Origin of the sequence: endosymbiont of unidentified scaly snail isolate Monju, from assembly GCF_000801295.1 — a bacterium.
Taxonomy (GTDB): domain Bacteria; phylum Pseudomonadota; class Gammaproteobacteria; order Chromatiales; family Chromatiaceae; genus MONJU.
This window is the reverse complement of the sequence record NZ_AP012978.1, coordinates 2,494,479-2,513,600: the sequence shown is the minus strand read 5'-3', so window position 1 is coordinate 2,513,600 and position 19,122 is coordinate 2,494,479. Positions and strand designations below refer to the sequence as shown.

The following is a 19,122-nucleotide window of genomic DNA, read 5'->3' as shown; positions in this document are numbered from 1 at the left end:
TCAGAAGGCCGGTCTATCCGGTGAGTTCCGGTAACGCTCGACGCTGTCGAGGATTTCCTGCTTGGCTTCCTCGACGCCCACCCAGCCGTCGATTCTCACCCACTTGCCTTTTTCCAGGTCCTTGTAATGGGCGAAGAAGTGCGCCAGGCGGTCGAGCGTTTCTTCCGGCATGTCGCGGTAGGAGTGCACGCTGCGGTACAGCGGGGTGAGTTTGTCCACGGGCACCGCGAGGATCTTGGCGTCGATGCCGCCGTCGTCTTCCATGCGCAGCATGCCGATGGGGCGACAGCGGATCACCGCGCCGCTCTGGATCGGCAGGGGTGAGACCACCATCACGTCCACCGGGTCGCCGTCTTGTGACAGGGTGTGCGGGACGTAGCCGTAGTTGCAGGGGTAGAACATGGCGGTGCCGAGGAAGCGGTCCACGAACATGGCGCCGGTGTCCTTGTCCAGTTCGTACTTGACCGGGTCCCGGTGCGCCGGGATTTCGATGATGACGTTGATCTCGCTGGGAACGTTGTCGCCGGGTTGCACGCGATCGAGGTTCATGAGGGGCCTCTTGCCGAATGAGCGTTGACGAAGAGCGACAGTATACCTCCGGCGGCACAAAAAACCCCGCCACGGGGGCGGGGTTGTGTCGGGCGGGCGCGGATCAGAGCAGGGGGACGATCAGCAGCGCCACGATGTTGATGATCTTGATCAGCGGGTTGACCGCGGGACCGGCGGTGTCCTTGTAGGGGTCGCCCACGGTATCGCCGGTGACCGCCGCCTTGTGTGCATCCGAGCCCTTGCCGCCGAAGTGGCCGTCCTCGATGTACTTCTTGGCGTTGTCCCAGGCGCCGCCGCCGGTGGTCATGGAGATGGCCACGAACAGGCCGGTGATGATGGTGCCGATCAGCAGGCCGCCCAGCGCCTTGGGTCCGAGCAGCAGGCCGACTGCCACCGGCACTGCGATGGGCAGCAGCGAGGGGATCATCATCTCCTTGATGGCGGCCTTGGTGAGCATGTCCACTGCACGTGAATAGTCCGGCTTCTGGGTGTAATCCATGATGCCGGGCATCTCGCGGAACTGGCGGCGCACCTCGTTGACGATGCCGCCGGCGGCACGGCCCACCGCCTCCATGGCCATGGAGGCGAACAGGTAGGGCACCAGGCCACCGATGAACAGGCCGATGATCACCATGTGATCGGACAGGTCGAAACGCAGGTCCATGCCGGCGGTCTCGAGGGTGTGGGTGTAGTCGGCGAACAGCACCAGGGCCGCCAGGCCGGCCGAACCGATGGCATAGCCCTTGGTCACCGCCTTGGTGGTGTTGCCTACCGCGTCCAGCGGGTCGGTGATGTTGCGGATCTTCTCGTCCAGCTCGGCCATCTCGGCGATGCCGCCAGCGTTGTCGGTGATGGGGCCGTAGGCGTCCAGGGCCACGATGATGCCGGTCATCGACAGCATGGCGGTGGCGGCGATGGCGATGCCGTACAGGCCGCCGAGCTCGTAGGCACCCCAGATGGAAGCACACACTGCCAGCACCGGCAGGGCGGTGGACTTCATGGACACGCCCAGGCCGGCGATCACGTTGGTGCCGTCGCCGGTGGTCGAGGCCTCGGCGATGTGGCGCACCGGGCTGAACTCGGTGCCGGTGTAGTACTCGGTGATCACCACCATGGCGGCGGTCAGCGCCAGGCCGATCAGTGTCGCGTAGTAGAGGTTCATCGCCGAGATGCCCTCGATGTCGCCCATCATGGAACGGGTGACGAAGAAGAAGCCGATGGCGGCGATCACGCCGGAGACGATCAGGCCCTTGTAGAGGGCGGACATGATCTTGGTGTCGCCTGCTTTCGCCTTGACGAAGAAGGTGCCGATCACCGAGGCGATGATGGACACGCCGCCGAGCACCAGCGGGTAGAGCACGGCGCTGTCGGTGCCGATCAGCAGGCCCCCGAGCAGCATGGTGGCGACCACGGTCACCGCGTAGGTCTCGAACAGGTCGGCGGCCATGCCGGCGCAGTCGCCGACGTTGTCGCCCACGTTGTCGGCGATCACCGCCGGGTTGCGCGGGTCGTCCTCGGGGATGCCGGCCTCGACCTTGCCCACGATGTCCGCACCCACGTCGGCGCCTTTGGTGAAGATGCCGCCGCCGAGACGGGCGAAGATGGAGATCAGCGAGCCGCCGAAGGCCAGGCCGATCAGCGGGTGCAGAGGGTCCTCGACCCCGCTGACCCTGAGAATGGCGTAGTAGCCGGCCACGCCCAGCAGGCCCAGGCCGACGACCAGCAGGCCGGTGATGGCGCCGCCGCGGAAGGCGACCTGCAAGGCGGCGTTGAGTCCCTGGTTGGCGGCTTCGGCGGTGCGTGAGTTGGCGCGCACCGAGATGTTCATGCCGATGTAACCGGCTGCGCCCGAGAGGGTGGCACCGATCACGAATCCAATGGCGGTGGGCGCTCCCAGGGTGGCGAACAGCACGATGGCGAGCACCACGCCGACGATGCCGATGGTGGTGTACTGGCGGTTGAGGTAGGCGGCGGCGCCTTCCTGGACGGCCAGGGCGATCTCGCGCATGCGGTCGTTGCCTTCCGGCCGTGACAGGATCCACTTGACCGACATCATCCCGTAGGCGATGGCGACCGCCGCGCTGACGAGTGCAAAGAGCAGGGCTGTATTCATTATCGGGTCTCCTCGGACTGGGCTTATGGTCTTGTTGTGGCCATGTACAACGGGCAAAGCGGTAGAAGGGTCACCCGATTTTAGGAATTACCCTGCTTCAAATGTGAAAAAGTTTCGAATGCCGGTATCAGGTGATTTGCTGATCTTGGCGAATTTGTCAAGGGGCAGTGACGGGTTTCAGCGGCCGACCCGGCTGTAATCGGCGGCAGGGTCGAGCTCGAAATGGCCTTCCAGGTCGAATTCGCGGAACAGCTGTGCCACGGCCTCCGCGCCATGCACGCGGGCGACCTCGCCGAGGATCAGACGTACCGCGTTGCGGTTGTAGCCGCTGGTGAAGACCATCTGCTGTTCGATCAGCTCGCGGGCGCGCGACAGTTGCATGGGAGGCTTCCTCAGCGTTGGCCGGTGGTGCGAAAGGTCCAGAGGTGGTTGGCGGTGAAATTCCACACCAGCACCAGGCCGGTGGTGATCACCTGGGAGAAAAGATAGTACAGCCCGAGGATGCTGGTGCCCAGGTGCATCAATGCGGTGTTCAGTGCCAGTCCCGAGAGCGAAACCAGAGCGTATTTTGGTGCCGCGTGACGGTGCCGCTGGTCGCTGGCGAACACCCAGTGGTATTTCATCAGATAGTTGGCGATCGCCGCCAGGCCGTAGCCGATGGCCGAAGCGAGGACCGGCGACAGGCCGCCCAGTTCGCGCAGGCTGATCAGGATGAGGTACTGGATGCCGGTGGCGATGGCGCCGGTGCCGGCAAAGCCAATGAACTTGCGGATCAGGTCGGGCATCGGCGCAGTGTAGCGGGAGCCTGGCCCAGACGGCAAAAGGCCCCGCACGGAGGCGGGGCCTTTTGCTGCGAATTCAGGCCGAAGCCGAATTACTTGGCAGCGGGAGCGGCCGGAGCAGCGGGGGCGGCGGGAGCCACCGGGGCAGCCGGAGCACCGTAGCCGTAGGGGGCGTAGTAGGGCTGGTCGTAGCCGTAGCCGGCCCAGTTGCCGTTGGTGTCGCCGTTGCCCTTGAAGTCGCCGGCGGTCTTGCCACGGCCCTTGAAGGTCATGGAGAAGGTGGCTTCGCCTTCGGCGTTGCCGTTGCCGACGAAGTCGCCGTTACCGTTGTAGGCACCGTTGGTGGAACCGTTGTTGGAATCCCAGAAGGCAGCAGCTTGGGCGGAAGCGATGATGGCAGCGATAGCGATGATCTTTTTCATGGTGTTGTTCTCCTGAACGTATCGATTTAGCGGGGTTCTGATTCGACGGTGCTGCTGTCGATGTGAAACAGTATATAAGCATTTTCTTAACTGTCAATATTCTTTTTTCGACCGTAACGAGGCGGGTTCGCGGCGGGGACGCTGCTACTAATTGGTAAGAGGCCCGTCCTCGGGCCGAAGGGGGTTATCGAGAATCATTCTCGAATCGCTTGACATGCCCGCGAACGGTAATACAATTGCGACTTATTCTTATTTCCATAACCAATCAGCACGAGTTTCCATAACCAATCAGCACGAGGTATGTCATGCGCAAGTTGCTTCTGAGCGTACTGTTCTCTTCTGGCGCCGGTGGTGGCTCCAGCCGACGAGGTGGTCGTCTATTCGTCTCGCAAGGAACATCTGATCAAGCCCCTGTTCGACCGCTACATGCGTGAAACCGGGGTGAAGATCACCTGGCTTACTGACAAGGCAGGTCCCCTGATCCAGCGTCTCAAGGCCGAAGGCCGGCGTACACCCGCGGATCTGCTGCTCACCGTCGATGCCGGTAATCTGTGGGCCGCCGCCGAACAGGGTGTGCTGCGCGCCATCGACTCGCCGGTGCTCGAACGTGACGTGCCGGCACACCTGCGCGACCCGGAAGGTCGCTGGTTCGGGCTGTCGAAGCGTGCGCGTACCATCGTTTACAGCACCGAGCGGGTGCGGCCCTCGGAGATCACCACCTACGAGGATCTGGCCGATCCCAAGTGGAAAGGCCGTCTGTGCCTGCGTACATCCAAGAAGGTCTACAACCAGTCGCTGGTCGCGAGCCTGATCGCGCACCATGGCGAGGCCGAGGCGGAGCGTATCGTGCGTGGCTGGGTGGCCAATCTGGCGGCAGCCACCCTTCTCCAACGACACCAAGACCATGCAGGCCATCCTCGCCGAGCGTTGTGACCTGGCCATTGTCAACACCTATTACTTTGGTCGCCTGCAAAAGAAGAACCCGGATATCGCCCTGGCACCGGCCTGGCCCAACCAGCAGGGCAATGGGGTGCACGTCAATGTCTCTGGCGGAGGGGTGACGGCGCATGCCAAACATCCCGAGGCCGCGCAGCGCCTGCTCGAATGGCTCGCCTCCGAGGCCGCGCAGCACGACTTTGCCGCCATCAACCTCGAATACCCGGTCAACCCCCGGGTGGAAGCGGCCGACGCGGTGAAGGCCTGGGGGACGTTCAAGGAAGACAGTCTGGATGTGGCTGAGTACGGTCGCCTGCAGGCCGCGGCGATCCGCCTGATGGATCGGGCCGGCTACCGCTGATCTCCTGCCTGGACTTCCCCGCCTGGCCTCTCCCCGCTTGCGGGGAGGGCCGGGGTGGGGTAAACGAGACAGGGAAAACCGGAGACTCCGCTGCTCATGAAGCGCATCGCCACTTCCCCGATCGCGGGTGAGCACGCCCGCGAAGGCGCAGCCTGGCGCTGGGCTGCGCGCTTGCTGGCCTTGCTGGTGCTGGTGCCGCTGGCGGTGATCTTCTCCAGCTGGATGCAACTGGAGCCGGCGCCTGTGGCGCCACCTCTGGCAGACGGTGCTGCCGGCGCTGCTTGTCAATACCGCAGTGCTGGTGCTGGGCGTGAGTGCCGGCACCCTGCTGCTGGGTGTGCCCCTGGCCTGGCTGGTTGCGCGCTGCGAGTTTCCCGGGCGGCGCTGGCTGGACTGGGCGCTGATGCTGCCCTTCGCCTTGCCGCCCTATGTGCTGGCCTTCGTGTTCCTGGGCCTGCTCGATTTTGCTGGCCCGGTGCAGGGGGCGCTGCGCGCGCTGTTCGATCTCCCTCCGGCCTGGGCACTCGAGCTGCGCAACGGCTTTGGCGTGGCGGTGGTGATGACCCTGGTCTTCTATCCCTACGTATACATGTTGGCGCGGGTGTCCTTCCTGGGGCAGGGTGCCAGCGCCTACGAGGCGGCCCGCGTGCTGGGCCTGGGGCCCTGGCGGGCCTTCTGGCGAGTGTCGCTGCCGATGGCGCGCCCCGGTATCGTCGCCGGCCTGAGTCTGGCATTGATGGAGACCCTGGCGGATTTCGGTGCGGTCGCGGTATTCAATTACGACACCTTCACCACCGCCATCTACAAGGCCTGGTTCGGCTTCTTCGACCTGCACGGTGCGGCACAGCTGGCGTCCGTCCTGTTGCTGCTGGTGTTCGCCGCCCTGCTGGCCGAACAGCGGGTGCGCTCGCGGGCGCGCCATGTCGAAAGCAGCCGTTCGGCCAGCCTCCGTATCCCTCTGCGTGGCGCGCGGGGCGTGGCGGCGGCGCTGTTTGCGGGCAGTGTGTTCGCCCTGGCCTTTGCGATGCCCGTGGCACAGTTGGCGGCCTGGGCCTGGGAGACCCGGACCCAGCTCGACGGCCGCTATCTGGACCTGTTGCGGCACACCCTGATACTGGGCGGGCTGGCAGCCCTGTGTACCGTGGCCGGGGCCTTCGTCCTGGCCTATGCGCGGCGGCATCATGGCGATGGCTTCACGCGTATCGGCGTACGCATTGCGACACTGGGCTATGCCCTGCCGGGGTCGGTGCTGGCGGTTGGGGTGATGTTGTCGCTCAGCTGGATCGACGACCGCCTGGCCGGGCTGTGGACGCTGCTGTCCGGCGGCAATCTGCAATGGGTACTTGCCGGTGGGCTGCCCGGCCTGCTGCTCGCCTATTTCGTGCGTTTCCAGGCGGTCGCCTTCGGCCCGGTGAATGCCGCTCTGGCGCGCATCCGCCCCAGCCTGCGCGAGGCCGCGCGCTGCCTGGGCGCCACCCCGCGCGAGGTGGTGCGACGGATCTATGTGCCGTTGCTGCGTCCCGGCTTGTTGACGGCCGCCCTGCTGGTGCTGGTGGACGTGATGAAGGAGATGCCCGCTACCCTGCTGCTGCGCCCCTTCGGCTGGGACACCCTGGCGGTGCGCATCTACGAATTGACCTCCGAAGGGGAATGGGAACGTGCTGCGGCCCCAGCGGTGGCGTTGGTGGCCGCCGGCCTGGTGCCGGTGATCCTCCTGGTGCGGCGGTCGGGGCGGTGAGGTTCGCAGTGCCGCATTGATACGGCGGTATCGCGGCTGCTATAGTCCCGCTCCCGGCCTCAAGTCGCGTGGGAGAGACCGCCGCAAGGCGGCGCCGAAGGCGCAAGTTCCGCCCGGAATCGCTCAGGCAAAAGGACCACGACAGGCGGAGCCACGTGCTCGGGCCGGGCTCTGGAGAGCGGCGCGCGCAAGCGGCGCCCACCGACGGGGTAAACTCTCAGGTGACCGGACAGAGGGGCGGATGGCAGTGACTACCGATGTCGTAGTGACGGCCATCCGCCTTTTTTGTTGACCGGAGAGAACGATGGGTGCTGACAAGAAGACCGTGCTGAATGCCGTGCACCGTGAAATGGGGGCGCGCATGGTGCCCTTCGGTGGCTGGGACATGCCCGTGCACTACGGTTCGCAGATCGAGGAGCACCACGCGGTGCGCCGCGACGCGGGCATGTTCGACGTTTGCCACATGACGGTGGTGGACCTGCACGGCGAGCGGGTCCGCGATTTCCTGCGCTACCTGCTGGCCAACGATGTGAACAAGCTGAAGACCCCCGGGCGTGCGCTGTATTCCTGCATGCTCAATCCCGAGGGCGGGGTGATCGACGACCTGATCACCTATTATCTGGCCGATGACTGGTTCCGCATGGTGATCAATGCCGGCACCACCGAGAAGGATATCGCCTGGCTGCGCGAACAAGCCCCGGCCTTCGGGGTGCGGGTCGAGCCGCGTTTCGATCTGGGCATGATTGCGGTGCAGGGCCCGAACGCACGCGAGAAGGCCGGCCCCCTGTTGCCCGAGGGATTGCGCGAGGCCGCTGCCGCGCTCAAGCCTTTCCATGCCGCCATCGATGGCGAATGGTTCGTGGGGCGCACAGGCTACACCGGCGAGGACGGCTACGAGATCGTGCTGCCCGAGGCGCAGACCGAGGCGCTGTGGCGGGCGCTGGCCCAGGCCGGGGTGCGGCCCTGCGGACTGGGCGCGCGCGACACCTTGCGCCTGGAAGCGGGCATGAACCTCTACGGACAGGACATGGACGAGAGCGTCAGCCCGCTGGCCGCCGGCCTGGGCTGGACGGTGGCGATGGATGACGATCGTGACTTCATCGGTCGCTCCGCGCTGGAGGCGCAGAAGGCCGCCGGCGGCATCCCGCGCTTCGTTGGCGTGCTGCTGGAGGGACGCGGTGTCCTGCGCGGCCACCAGAAGCTGTTCGACGGTGAGCGCGAGGTCGGCGAGATCACCTCCGGTGGCTTCTCGCCCACCCTGGAGCGCTCCATCGGCTTTGCGCGAATCGCGCGCGACGCCGGTGAGGCATTGACCGTCGAGATTCGCGGAAAACGGCTACCCTTGCGGGTGGTAAAGCTGCCCTTTGTGCGCCATGGCCAGGCGCAGATCGAGATTTGACCCCGCCGGGCGCGGGACAACCAGAGGACCGAGAAATGAGCAACATCCCCAGCGATTACCGTTACACCAAGACCCACGAATGGCTGCGCGACGAGGGCGACGGCGTGGTGGCCGTGGGCATCTCGGATCATGCCCAGGAGTTGCTGGGCGACCTGGTGTTCGTCGAGCTGCCTGAGGTGGGTGCCAACCTGGCTGCCGGTGACGAGTGCGCCGTGGTCGAGTCGGTGAAGGCCGCCTCCGACGTCTATTGCCCGGTCTCCGGCGAGGTGGTGGAGATCAACGAGGCGCTGGTCGATGCCCCCGAGACCATCAACAGCGATCCTTACGACGCTGGCTGGATGTTCAAGCTCAAGGTGGTCGACCAGGGCGAGGCCGAAGGCCTGATGGATGCCTCGGCCTATGCCGAGCATTGTGAGAACGAGGAACACTGACCGGTTGCCGCACCGGCCGAGGTAGCGCCATGCCCTTCATACCGCACACCGAGGACGACGTGCGCCAGATGCTCCAGGCCATTGGCGTGGACAGCATCGACGCGCTGTTCGACGAGATTCCCGAACACCTGCGCGCCGGCGACCTGCCGGGCATCCCCGAGGGGATGAGCGAGATGAAAGTGGCCGCGCTGGCCGCTTCGCGCGCGCGCCGCGATGGCCAGGCCCTGTGCTTCATCGGTGCCGGTGCCTACGACCACCATGTGCCGGCAGTGGTGTGGCAGATCGCCACCCGCGGCGAGTTCTACACCGCCTACACCCCCTATCAGGCCGAGGCCAGTCAGGGCACCCTGCAACTGCTCTACGAATACCAGAGCATGATGGCCTCGCTGATGGCCATGGACGTGTCCAACACCTCGCTCTACGACGGCGCCTCGGCGGTGGCCGAGGCGGTGCTGATGGCGGTACGCGCCAACCGCAAGTCGAAGTCGAAGCGCATCCTGGTACCGCGCAGCCTGCATCCGGCCTATCGCAAGGTGGCGCACAGCATCGTGCGCAACCAGGGCATCGAGCTGGTGGAGCTGCCCTTCGACGCGGCCACCGGCACCACCGACCTGGGCGCGCTGGAGGCATATGCCGGGGAGGACTTCGCCGCGCTGCTGATTCCCCAACCCAACTTCTTCGGCATGCTCGAGCCGGTCGATGCGCTGACCGACTTTGCTCACGCCAACGGCATGCTCGCCGTGGCGGTGGTTAACCCGCTGGCCATGGCCCTGCTCGAGCCGCCCGGTCGCTGGGGGGAGAAGGGCGTGGACATCGTCACCGGCGAGGGCCAGCCGCTGGGCGCACCGCTGTCCTCGGGCGGCCCCTATTTCGGCATCCTGTGCTGTCGCCAGGCACTGGTGCGCCAGATGCCCGGGCGTCTGATCGGTCGCACCGTGGACCTCGACGGCAAACCCGGCTTCGCGCTCACCCTGCAGGCCCGGGAGCAGCACATCCGTCGCTCCAAGGCGACCTCCAACATCTGCACCAACCAGGGCCTGCTGGTGACCGCCGCGACCATCCACATGGCCCTGCTCGGTGCCGAGGGACTGCGCCGGGTGGCCGCAGCCAGCCACGCCAACACCCGCAGCCTGGTCGAGCGCCTGGGCAGCATCGCCGGGGTCGAGCCGGTCTTCGATGGTCCTTTCTTTCACGAGCGGGTGCTGCGTCTGCCGCTGCCGGCACAGGATGCCCTCAAGACCCTGGCCGCGCACAACGTACTCGGAGGTTTCGACCTCACCGAGGACTACCCCGAGCTGGGCGATGCCATCCTGGTGTGCGCCACTGAGCAGCGTACCGCCGAGGACATCGAGCACTACGCCACCCGCCTGGAGCGGGTGGTCACCACCCAGGGTCGGGCGAAGTGCCCGATCGAACCGAAGTTCGATAACAAAATAGGAAAGGAGAGAGCGCCATGGCCGAGATCACCCTGCAGGGCAACCCCATCCACACCAGCGGCGAACTGCCGGCGATCGGCAGCACCGCGCCCGACTTCTCGCTGACGGATGGCGAGCTCAACGACGTGAGCCTGAAAGACTTTGCCGGCAAGAAGAAAGTGCTGAGTATCGTGCCCAGCCTGGACACTGGGGTGTGCGCCACCTCGACCAAGGTGTTCAACGAGCGCCTCGGCGGCCGTGACGACGTCGTGGTGCTGGTCATCTCGGCCGACCTGCCGTTCGCCCAGGCGCGCTTCTGCTCGGCCGAGGGCACCGACCGGGTGAAGACCCTGTCGATGATGCGCGACAAGCACTTTGCCAAGGACTACGGGGTGCTCATCAGCGACGGCCCGCTGGCCGGCATCACCGCCCGTGCGGTGCTGGTGCTCGACGAGAACGACCGTGTACTGCACGCCCAGCTGGTGCCCGAGATCGCGCAGGAGCCGGATTACGACGCGGCCATCGCCGCTCTGGGCTGAGGGGCCCCACCCCGGCCCTCCCCGCGAGCGGGGAGGGGGAACAAGCCTCCTCGAACCCACTCCTCCCCCGCCCGCGGGGGAGGCCGGGAGGGAGCGCGAAACGATCAAGCGACAGACGATGACAGACGAGACGCCACCGATGCTGATATTCGAACACTCGCGCGCAGGTCGCCGGGCCTTTTCCCAGGCGCCGGCCGCTACCGTCGCCCTCGACGACATCCCGCCGGAGTTCCAGCGCAAGGACCCGCCGCTGCTGCCCGAGGTCTCGGAGATGCAGGTGGTGCGCCACTACACCCGGCTGTCACAGAAGAACTTCTCCATCGACACCCATTTCTATCCGCTGGGTTCGTGCACCATGAAGTACAACCCGCGCGCCTGTAACAGCCTGGCCATGCTGCCCGGCTTCCTCGGCCGCCACCCCCTGGCGCCGGAGAGCCACAGCCAGGGCTTCATGGCCTGCATGTTCGAGCTGCAGGAGATCCTGCGCGAGGTCACCGGCATGAGCGCGGTCTCGCTGGTGCCGGCAGCCGGCGCCCAGGGCGAGTTTGCCGGCGTGGCCATGATCCGCGCCTACCACGATGCGCAAGGCGATACCGCGCGTAACGAGATTCTGGTGCCCGACGCGGCGCACGGCACCAACCCCGCTACCGCGGTGATGTGTGGCTACAAGGTGCGCGAGATCCCCACCGACGCCAACGGCGACGTGGACATCGAGGCCTTGCGCGCGGCCGTCGGTCCGCAGACCGCGGGCATCATGCTCACCAATCCGTCCACCGTGGGCGTGTTCGAGCGCAACATCGAGCAGATCGCGCGCATCGTTCACGAGGGCGGTGGCCTGCTCTATTACGATGGCGCCAACCTCAATGCCATCCTCGGCAAGTGCCGGCCGGGCGACATGGGCTTCGATGTCATCCACATGAACCTGCACAAGACCTTTTCCACCCCGCACGGCGGTGGCGGGCCGGGCGCGGGCCCGGTGGGCGTGTCCGAGCGACTCCAGCCCTTCCTGCCGGTGCCCATGGTGGCGAAGGACGGCTATGGCGACTACTACTGGCTGACCGAGAAGGAGCGCCCGCAGAGCATCGGCAAGCTGATGACCTTCGCCGGCAACGCGGGGGTCCTGCTGCGTGCCTGGGTCTATGCCCGCCTGCTGGGGCGCGCCGGGCTGATCCGCGTGGCCGAATACGCGACGCTCAATGCCAATTACATGGCCACGCGCCTGCGCGAGGCCGGCTTCGAGCTGGCCTATCCCGAGCGCCGCGCCACCCACGAGTTCATCGTTACCTTCAGGCGCCAGGCCAAGGAACTGAAGGTGAATGCCATGGACTTCGCCAAGCGCCTGCTCGACTACGGCTATCACGCACCCACCACCTACTTCCCGCTGCTGGTGCCCGAGTGTTTCCTGATCGAACCGACCGAGACCGAGGCGCGCGAGGAACTCGACGGCTTCATCGCCGCCATGCAGGCCATCCAGCAGGAGGCCGAGAACGAGCCGGATACCGTCAAGGGCGCGCCGCACACCTTGCCGGTGCGCCGGCTCGACGACGTGCGCGCGGCACGCGAGCTGGACCTGAAATGGACCCCGGCAGGGGAGGATGTCTGAATACTTCGACAACCGTGGCCTGCTGCGCGCCTGGCGTGCCCTGAGCTATTCGTTGGCCGGGCTGCGTGCGGCCTGGCGGCATGAGTCGGCCTTTCGTCAGGAACTGTTTGTTGCGCTGATCGTGATCCCGCTGGGCCTGTGGCTGGGGTCGGGCTGGGTGGAGAAGGCGCTGCTCGCCGGCAGTTGGGTATTGGTGCTGATCGTCGAGCTACTCAACTCGGCCATCGAAGCGGTGGTCGACCGCATCGGAGCGGAGCACCACAAGCTGGCCGGGCGCGCCAAGGACCAGGGGTCGGCCGCTGTGCTGTTGACCATCCTGCTTGCGATATTGACCTGGGGTCTGATCCTGCTGCCGGTTTGAAGGGGGACCACAAAGAACACGAATGCTTCGTGTTCTTTGTGTTCTTTGCGGTTCAACCTCGCACCTCCGTGTTCTACTAGATGCCCCCCCGAGCCCAGGTTTGAAACATCCTTGCCTCAGTACATCTTTGTGCCCTTTGCGTTCTTTGTGGTGAATCACCCGCGCACGGCATCGAGATATCCTTGCCACGAAAATCTTGGCGTTCTTCGCGTCCTATGCGGTTTTCCTCGGTAACCCTGTTCTCACAAAGGCACAAAAAAACCCGCGACGGCAGTCGCGGGTTCTGGTGACAACCGGGGTGTGGGTCAGTTGTACAGGTAGCCGGGGTTGCCGGCATTGGCCTGGGCCCTGGCCTGCTCCACGGCCATCTTGCCCTGGAACTCGGCAGCCTTGGCCATCTTGATGGCGGCATCCAGCTTGCCGGCCTTGGCCAGTTCCTTTGCCTTCTTGAGCATCTTGGCGGTGTCGCGCCACTCGTTCCTTATCTTGGCGGCCTCCTGGCGTGCTGCCTCGGCGGCGGCATAGGCCTTGTCGAAGTCGGCCTGGGAAGCAGCGAAGCTGGTGCCGGCCAGCATCAAAGCCATGGCGGCGGCGGTGAGGGTCTTCATCATCATCTTCTCCTTTGCTCCTCTGTTGAGCATGGCCCGGAGGGCCGGTGGTCACGTGGGCGCTGAGGCGCCCGTTTGTTCTTCTACCCGCATCGGCAGGTGTTGTTCTTATAAGGTACCATCCCGTGCCGTTGTTTTCACCATTCCCCGGGGAGTCAAAGCATGTCGGCACTGATCTGCGGTTCCATGGCCTACGACACCATCATGGTGTTCCATGACCGTTTCAAGAATCACATCCTGCCCGAGCAGGTGCACATCCTGAATGTCTCTTTCCTGGTGCCGGAGATGCGCCGCAATTTCGGTGGTTGCGCCGGCAACATCGCCTACAACCTCAAGCTGCTGGGCGGCGAGGGCCTGGCGATGGCCACCGTCGGCGAGGATTTCGCACCCTATGCGCGCTGGATGGATGAGCAGGGCCTGTCGCGTGCCGGTCTGCGCGAGGTGCCGGGCGAGTTCACCGCCCAGGCCTTCATCACCACCGACCAGGACGACAACCAGATCACCGCCTTCCACCCCGGGGCAATGAATCATTCCCATCTCAGCAAAGTGAGCGATCACTCCGGTGTCAGCATCGGCATCGTCTCGCCGAACGGGCGCCAGGGCATGATCGAGCACGCCGAGCAGTTTGCTGAGGCCGGTATCCCCTTCATCTTCGATCCGGGGCAGGGCATGCCGATGTTCGACGGCGACGATCTGCTGCGTTTCGTCGAGCAGGCCACCTGGCTGGCCTTAAATGATTACGAGGCGCGCCTGATGGAACAGCGCACCGGGTTGTCGATCGAGCGCCTGGCCGAGCGGGTCGAGGCGGTGATCGTCACTCTGGGGGGCAAGGGTTCTGTGATCCACACTGGCGGGCGTGTCATCGAGATCCCACTGGCCGTGGCGCGCGAGGTGGTCGATCCCACCGGTTGTGGCGATGCCTACCGGGGAGGGCTGCTGTATGGCTTGATGAATGGCCTGGACTGGGAGCTGACCGGGCGGGTTGCTTCGCTGATGGGGGCGATCAAGATCGAGTCGCGTGGGCCGCAGAACCACGGCTTCAGTGGCGAGGAGTTCGCGGCGCGTTTCCGCGAGAGCTTCGGTTTCGATCTCTGAATGTTCGCGGTGGGGACGCCGCTCCCACATGCAGGCGGCTCGTCCCCGGGTCGAACTTTCGCGGCGAGGATGTTGCTCCTGCCTGTAGGAGGCCCGTCCCCGGGCCGAACCGTGATCAGAGCGCGATCCGGCTGGCCAGGAGCGGTGCGGAGCGCTCCAGGCGGGAAGCCGGGGCGTTGCTGCCCCAGCGCACGGCCCGGGTGACGCGCAGGGCCAGCGGTGCGATGCGTTCTCCCGGCTCGCCGACGACCGCCACGGCGCCCCAGTCGGTGGGCAGGATCTCGCCGTCGAAGCGGGCATTGCGCACCGGCAGCACCCTGCCAGGACGTTCCTCTGGCATCAGGAACACCGTGACGGGTCCCTGCTGGCCCTTGAGGATCAGGTGGATACCGGTGCGGTTGCGCATCAGGCACTCGGCGACGAACACCACTTCGCCGATGCGCTCGTTCAGCGTGGCGCCGAAGCGCGAGAACACTTCCTGTACCCGGGCCTGCGGGGCTGCAGCCACCATGCGCAGGTGATTTGCCTCGTCTTCGATGTGGTCGATCACGCTCTGCGTCAGCGCCATGTGGCTGCGATCCACCCGGTTGGCGTACAGCGAGACCATGCTCAGGGTGACCGCCAGCATGACGCTGGCAGCTGCCGCCAGCCACAAGGGGCGGCGGCGGTCGGCGCGTTGCTGCATGCGCGCGGCCAGAGGAATGCGTTCGGCCAGCTCCGGAGGCGGAGCGGGGCTGTTCAGCAGTTCACGCAGCGCAGCCTCGCGCGCGCGCGTGCGCCGTGAGAAACGGGCGCATTCCTCGCAGGCTGCTTCGTGCTCGAGCTGGGCCTCGCTCGCGGCATGAGGGTCTTGCAGCAGTTCGCGGCGGAACTCAAGGCAGTTCATGTGACTTCTCCTGCACCTCGTTCTTCAGCATGCCCGCCAACTGCTTGCGTGCGCGAAACAGGCGGGTGAGTACCGTGTTGGGCTTGAGCTCCAGCATCTGGCCGATCTCCTTGCAGCTGAAGCCTCCGATGATCTGCAACAACAGGGGTTCGCGATACTCCGGCGCCAGGCGGGCCAGTGCGCGACGCAGGCTGAAGGCCTCGGTGCTGGTGTCGTAACCCCTGACGGAAACCTCGGGCAGTTCGTATGGGTCGCGCACGTCGGGGCGCTGGCGTTCGTACAATCGGGCGTGTTCGTTGCGCAGGATGGTGTAGAGCCAGGCGCGCGCGCTCTGCACGTCGCGCAGCGTCTGCTGCGAGCGCCAGGCCCGCAGAAAGGTCTCCTGCACCAGGTCCTGTGCCACGTCGGGGTTGCGACACAGCCCCAACGCGTAGCGGTAGAGTTCCGGTGTCAGGGCTCCGACCAGGGCATCGAAATGTTGGCTGAGCTGTCCCATGTGATACCAGACCGACGGAAGGCGTGCTTCATTGCATCCTCGCCTGAATCCGCCTGAATTATCGCTTGGCACGTACATTGGCGCACCAAGCAGACGGGGCCGTGAGTGGAGTCGATTCCTCGGGGTGCATCCACAGCCTAAAGCTCTCCCCTTGGCGGTCGAAAGAACCCGTGAAGCGAAGCCGAACGTTGCTTCATCTCGGATATAGCTTCCTTCTTGCCTTCCCTCCGCAAGCGTAGTCTCTTTTCGCGCCTCCCCTTGTCCTGCGCGTAACCCCAACGAGCGTAACCACGCGAGTGGCATGAAAATTCGGTCTGGAGTGCGATGATGATGCTGTCGAAATTGATAATGAATATGTCCATTAGAAATAAGTTGATCCTCATGTTGGTGTTCCCGATGATCGGTCTGGCGTATTTCTCGACGGGCGGAATACTGCAACATCTTGAGCAGACGAAAAGTACAGACGAATTGCAGGTCCTGAGCGGTTTGAGCGTGGAGCTGGCGTCGGCGGTACACGAACTGCAGAAAGAGCGTGGTTTGAGTGCTGGGTATCTTGGTAGCGCGGGACGAGAATTCTTGGAAGATCTGTTGATGCAACGATCCAGGACGGACCAGAAGCTGGAAAAAATAAGAAATCAATCCTCGCTTAGCGGATTGACAGAGGAGTTGTCTCGCATGTACTCCGATATAAAATCTGCGATAGGTGATATCGAGGAGTTTCGTGCGAAGGTCGACTCCAAGAACGTGAGTGTATCGGATGTAATAGCTTACTATTCCGGTGTGGATGACGTGATCATGGAGTTTGTTTTGGCAATGGCCAGAACCCCGGATACAGGTAAGGTTTCTAGGGCGTTGATTGCATACAGTAACTTCCTGAAGGCGAAGGATCGGGCCGGCGTGGAGAGGGCGATCCTTACGAGTGCGTTCTCGAGAGGGGGGTTGGCTCCCGGTCAGAGAAAGCATCTCGCCGAAGTCATTGCCGAGCAGAGCTCCTATCTGGATGTATTTGATTCACTCGCGGAAGGCGGTGCATTGGATTTGTATCGCCGCGCCAGATCCTCAAAAGTAGAGGCGGAGGTTGATTGTTTGCGAGCGCTTGCGTTCGGAGGCAAGGCTGGTTCGTTCGACGGCATTGCGTCTAAGAAGGTTTTCTCCATATTGACGGACCGGATCGAGATCCTTAAGGAAATAGAAGATTTTGTGAGCTCGAGGCTTATGAATGAGCCGCGAGTTCTACAGAACGAGGCTCGTTCGCAGATGATGACGTTTCTGATGGTCTCGATCGTTAGCGTTCTGCTTAGTGTATCCATTGCCTATGTCATTGTGCATTGCGTGGTGAGTCGACTTGGAGTTATGCGCAATGCGTTGAGTGAGATTGCAGAGGGGGAAGGTGATCTCACGTACCAATTGGATATTGAAGGGCGCGACGAGTTGGCCGAGGTAGCGAATGCCTTCAATCGGTTTGTGAGGAAGTTGTGTCACATAATCTCAACGGTGCAGGCGACTACGCATCAACTGGCCGCTTCGGCGGAAGAACTGAGTCTGGTAAGTGCCGAAAGTAGCAAGATCGTACAACAGCAGTTGCAAGAGACCGATCAGGTGGCGACCGCTATCGAGGAAATGTCCGTGACGCTCGGCGAGGTGTCGCGGAACGTTCATCAGACTGCTCTGGCGGCCGACAGGGCCCGATCCGACGCAGATCAGGGAAGGGCGGTAGAGGCTGAGGCACTTGGCGCGATTTCTTCGTTGGGAGAGGAAATCGCTAAGAGCGAAGAGGTCATGAATATCGTTGGAAAGGCTAGTGAGACGGTGGACACCGTCGTGGACGTCATAAATGGGTTGGCAGAACAGACCAATCTGTTGGCCTTGAATGCAGCGATCGAAGCCGCCAGGGCCGGTGAGCAGGGAAGAGGTTTCGCTGTGGTAGCTGATGAGGTACGGACCTTGGCCGCAAGGACCCGGGAGTCCACCGAAGAGATTCGTTCGACCGTGGAACAACTCAGTAATAGCGTGGGGACCGCGATGCAGCGCATGCACGCGAGCCGTGATCAAGCAGAGAAGGTGGTTGCTCAAGCTCGCCAGGTGGATGAAGTGTTGGGAGAGATCGCCGGGCAAGTACAGAGGATGGATGAGCAGGCTGCACAGATCGCTACGGCAACGGAAGAACAAAGTGCCGTGGCAGGGGAGATTGCCCGAAATGTCGTGAACCTCAAAGACCAAACCGGTCATGCGGCAAGTGCAACAACGGAGCTCACGAGTGCGGCCGAACAGCTCGCCCTCCTCGCGGCCGAGCTTCAAGGAGAGGTCGGGCGCTTTCGAGTCAGTGAAGCCAGCTCGTAGGGTGACGAATTGGCTGGGTCGGAGGGGAAGGGGACAGCACTATCTGGAGTTGCCAGAGCGGCGGAAGAGGGGCGACAGAAGGCTTGTGTTTCTTTGCGGTTGCTGGTAAATGGGGTTTCAGGTACCCTTGAGAATGGTCCCGTTGGAACAGGTGCCGGTACGCACGGCCCGAGAAAGCATGGGCCAACCTTAACTCTTCCGGTCCTCACCCCCGCCCGGAATTTCGTTCTGACGTTCCGGAGGATCAAGTGCTTTGCGTTTATTGTAAGGCATGCCCGGCCTCTGGAGGACCCGTCCAACACATCTCAAGACCCAAGTTGCCGGATTGATCTCGGTGTTCGGCACATGGAGTCGGTGTCGACAGATATATTATTATAAATTTCCATGGCAAAGAAAATTCTGATTGCGGATATCGATGAGAACGATTTGCAGGGCTATAAGGAGGCCTTTGAGGAGGAAGAGTTTGATGTAGTCACTGTCAGGAGTGGCAGGCAGGCCCTCGAGTTGGCAGCTCTCGGGCCGCTCCCGGACCTTGCGGTTATATTTGTCGATCTTCCTGATGTCTCCGGTCTTCATGTGGCTCAGGAACTACAATCGTTAGGCGTTTCAAGTATATTTCTGTCGCGTGTGGCGCACAAGGAGATGGTTGATCAGGCCAGGTACGAGGGGGCGCTGGGTTATTTGGTTAAGCCCGTGAAGCCTTTCGCCTTGGTGGCAGCCGTGCACGTTGCGCTCGATCTCGCTAATGAATTACGAGATCTGGAGATTAGTCGAGAGCGGTTGAGCGCTGCCCAGAAGTTGAATCAGAAGATCAGCTTGGCTATAGGGATTTACATGGCTCAGTACCATCTGAGCGAAGACCAGGCGTTTGAGGAAATCAGGGCCTATGCGAGATCCCAGAGGATGAGATTGGCGACATTATGCCAAGAGATAGTTGAAGGACATAACAGGGCCCATCGGCTGCTTGGCTGCATCAAAGAACATTGTGCAGTAAAGCGTCGTAAGGACTCAAAAAGCACTTCCTGATGCAAGCGGCAGCGTGATGTAC

At 63.5% G+C, this 19,122-nt stretch carries 17 protein-coding genes, 2 pseudogenes and 2 riboswitches; of the genes and pseudogenes, 11 read left to right on the top strand and 8 right to left on the bottom strand.

From position 1 onward, the window contains the following. The 5 genes from ppa to EBS_RS12155 form a co-directional block, all read right to left on the bottom strand. The gene (gene ppa / locus EBS_RS12175) at positions 1–549 is read right to left on the bottom strand and encodes an inorganic diphosphatase (protein ID WP_043108920.1); all 549 of its coding nucleotides are present in this window, start codon (positions 547–549) and stop codon (positions 1–3) included. Positions 550–652: 103 nt separating this feature from the next. Next, positions 653–2,662: a sodium-translocating pyrophosphatase gene (locus tag EBS_RS12170; RefSeq protein WP_043108919.1), complete on the bottom strand. Its 2,010-nt coding sequence runs from the start codon at positions 2,660–2,662 to the stop codon at positions 653–655. A gap of 177 nt (positions 2,663–2,839) precedes the next feature. Then, positions 2,840–3,043 (bottom strand): hypothetical protein, encoded by a 204-nt coding sequence (locus EBS_RS12165; RefSeq protein ID WP_043108918.1) that lies wholly within the window; start codon positions 3,041–3,043, stop codon positions 2,840–2,842. A gap of 11 nt (positions 3,044–3,054) precedes the next feature. Then, positions 3,055–3,447: a GtrA family protein gene (locus EBS_RS12160; RefSeq protein ID WP_043108917.1), complete on the bottom strand. Its 393-nt coding sequence runs from the start codon at positions 3,445–3,447 to the stop codon at positions 3,055–3,057. Positions 3,448–3,536: 89 nt separating this feature from the next. Beyond that, the gene (locus tag EBS_RS12155; RefSeq protein ID WP_043108669.1) at positions 3,537–3,866 is read right to left on the bottom strand and encodes a sulfur globule family protein; all 330 of its coding nucleotides are present in this window, start codon (positions 3,864–3,866) and stop codon (positions 3,537–3,539) included. A gap of 339 nt (positions 3,867–4,205) precedes the next feature. Here EBS_RS12155 and EBS_RS12150 point away from each other — a divergent pair. The 8 genes and pseudogenes from EBS_RS12150 to EBS_RS12115 all read left to right on the top strand — a co-directional run bounded on the left by EBS_RS12150 (position 4,206) and on the right by EBS_RS12115 (position 12,649). Continuing rightward, a pseudogene (locus tag EBS_RS12150) lies at positions 4,206–5,163 on the top strand (extracellular solute-binding protein). A gap of 96 nt (positions 5,164–5,259) precedes the next feature. Further along, positions 5,260–6,901 (top strand): annotated as a pseudogene (locus EBS_RS12145) (ABC transporter permease). 59 nt (positions 6,902–6,960) lie between these two features. Continuing rightward, a riboswitch (glycine riboswitch) is annotated at positions 6,961–7,050 on the top strand. A 12-nt stretch (positions 7,051–7,062) separates the two neighbouring features. Further along, a riboswitch (glycine riboswitch) is annotated at positions 7,063–7,144 on the top strand. Positions 7,145–7,205: 61 nt separating this feature from the next. Next, positions 7,206–8,300 (top strand): glycine cleavage system aminomethyltransferase GcvT, encoded by a 1,095-nt coding sequence (gene gcvT / locus EBS_RS12140; RefSeq protein ID WP_043108916.1) that lies wholly within the window; start codon positions 7,206–7,208, stop codon positions 8,298–8,300. A 35-nt stretch (positions 8,301–8,335) separates the two neighbouring features. Continuing rightward, on the top strand, positions 8,336–8,731 hold the full coding sequence (gene gcvH, locus EBS_RS12135; protein WP_043108915.1) for a glycine cleavage system protein GcvH: 396 nt from the start codon (positions 8,336–8,338) through the stop codon (positions 8,729–8,731). Between the two features lie 29 nt (positions 8,732–8,760). Further along, positions 8,761–10,272 carry an aminomethyl-transferring glycine dehydrogenase subunit GcvPA gene (gcvPA, locus tag EBS_RS12130; protein ID WP_081999962.1) on the top strand — a complete coding sequence of 504 codons (1,512 nt, stop codon included), beginning with the start codon at positions 8,761–8,763 and terminating at the stop codon, positions 10,270–10,272. After that, the gene (tpx, locus tag EBS_RS12125; RefSeq protein ID WP_043108914.1) at positions 10,185–10,685 is read left to right on the top strand and encodes a thiol peroxidase; all 501 of its coding nucleotides are present in this window, start codon (positions 10,185–10,187) and stop codon (positions 10,683–10,685) included. Before gcvPA ends, tpx begins: the two co-directional genes overlap by 88 nt. A 139-nt stretch (positions 10,686–10,824) precedes the next feature. After that, positions 10,825–12,288, top strand: coding sequence for an aminomethyl-transferring glycine dehydrogenase subunit GcvPB (gene gcvPB, locus EBS_RS12120; protein WP_043108913.1), 1,464 nt, complete (start codon positions 10,825–10,827; stop codon positions 12,286–12,288). After that, positions 12,281–12,649 carry a diacylglycerol kinase gene (locus EBS_RS12115; protein WP_043108912.1) on the top strand — a complete coding sequence of 123 codons (369 nt, stop codon included), beginning with the start codon at positions 12,281–12,283 and terminating at the stop codon, positions 12,647–12,649. The genes gcvPB and EBS_RS12115 overlap by 8 nt, the downstream gene beginning before the upstream one ends. A 305-nt stretch (positions 12,650–12,954) precedes the next feature. Here EBS_RS12115 and EBS_RS12110 read toward each other — a convergent pair whose 3' ends face one another. Further along, positions 12,955–13,263 carry a hypothetical protein gene (locus tag EBS_RS12110; protein WP_043108911.1) on the bottom strand — a complete coding sequence of 103 codons (309 nt, stop codon included), beginning with the start codon at positions 13,261–13,263 and terminating at the stop codon, positions 12,955–12,957. Positions 13,264–13,419: 156 nt separating this feature from the next. Between EBS_RS12110 and EBS_RS12105 the strand changes: the two genes are divergently transcribed. Further along, positions 13,420–14,352, top strand: a complete 933-nt coding sequence (locus tag EBS_RS12105) for a carbohydrate kinase family protein (protein ID WP_043108910.1) — start codon at positions 13,420–13,422, stop codon at positions 14,350–14,352. 115 nt (positions 14,353–14,467) lie between these two features. Here the strand turns inward: EBS_RS12105 and EBS_RS13215 are convergent, their stop codons facing one another. Beyond that, positions 14,468–15,238, bottom strand: a complete 771-nt coding sequence (locus EBS_RS13215; RefSeq protein WP_052199576.1) for a DUF3379 family protein — start codon at positions 15,236–15,238, stop codon at positions 14,468–14,470. Next, a complete protein-coding gene (locus EBS_RS12095) occupies positions 15,225–15,734 on the bottom strand; it encodes a sigma-70 family RNA polymerase sigma factor (protein WP_043108909.1) in 510 nt (169 codons plus the stop codon). The genes EBS_RS13215 and EBS_RS12095 overlap by 14 nt, the downstream gene beginning before the upstream one ends. A 327-nt stretch (positions 15,735–16,061) precedes the next feature. Here EBS_RS12095 and EBS_RS12090 point away from each other — a divergent pair, with 327 nt between their 5' ends. After that, on the top strand, positions 16,062–18,074 hold the full coding sequence (locus EBS_RS12090; protein ID WP_171816252.1) for a methyl-accepting chemotaxis protein: 2,013 nt from the start codon (positions 16,062–16,064) through the stop codon (positions 18,072–18,074). A 384-nt stretch (positions 18,075–18,458) separates the two neighbouring features. Beyond that, positions 18,459–19,100, top strand: coding sequence for an ANTAR domain-containing response regulator (locus tag EBS_RS13210; RefSeq protein WP_052199575.1), 642 nt, complete (start codon positions 18,459–18,461; stop codon positions 19,098–19,100). The last annotated feature ends 22 nt before the right edge of the window (positions 19,101–19,122 follow it).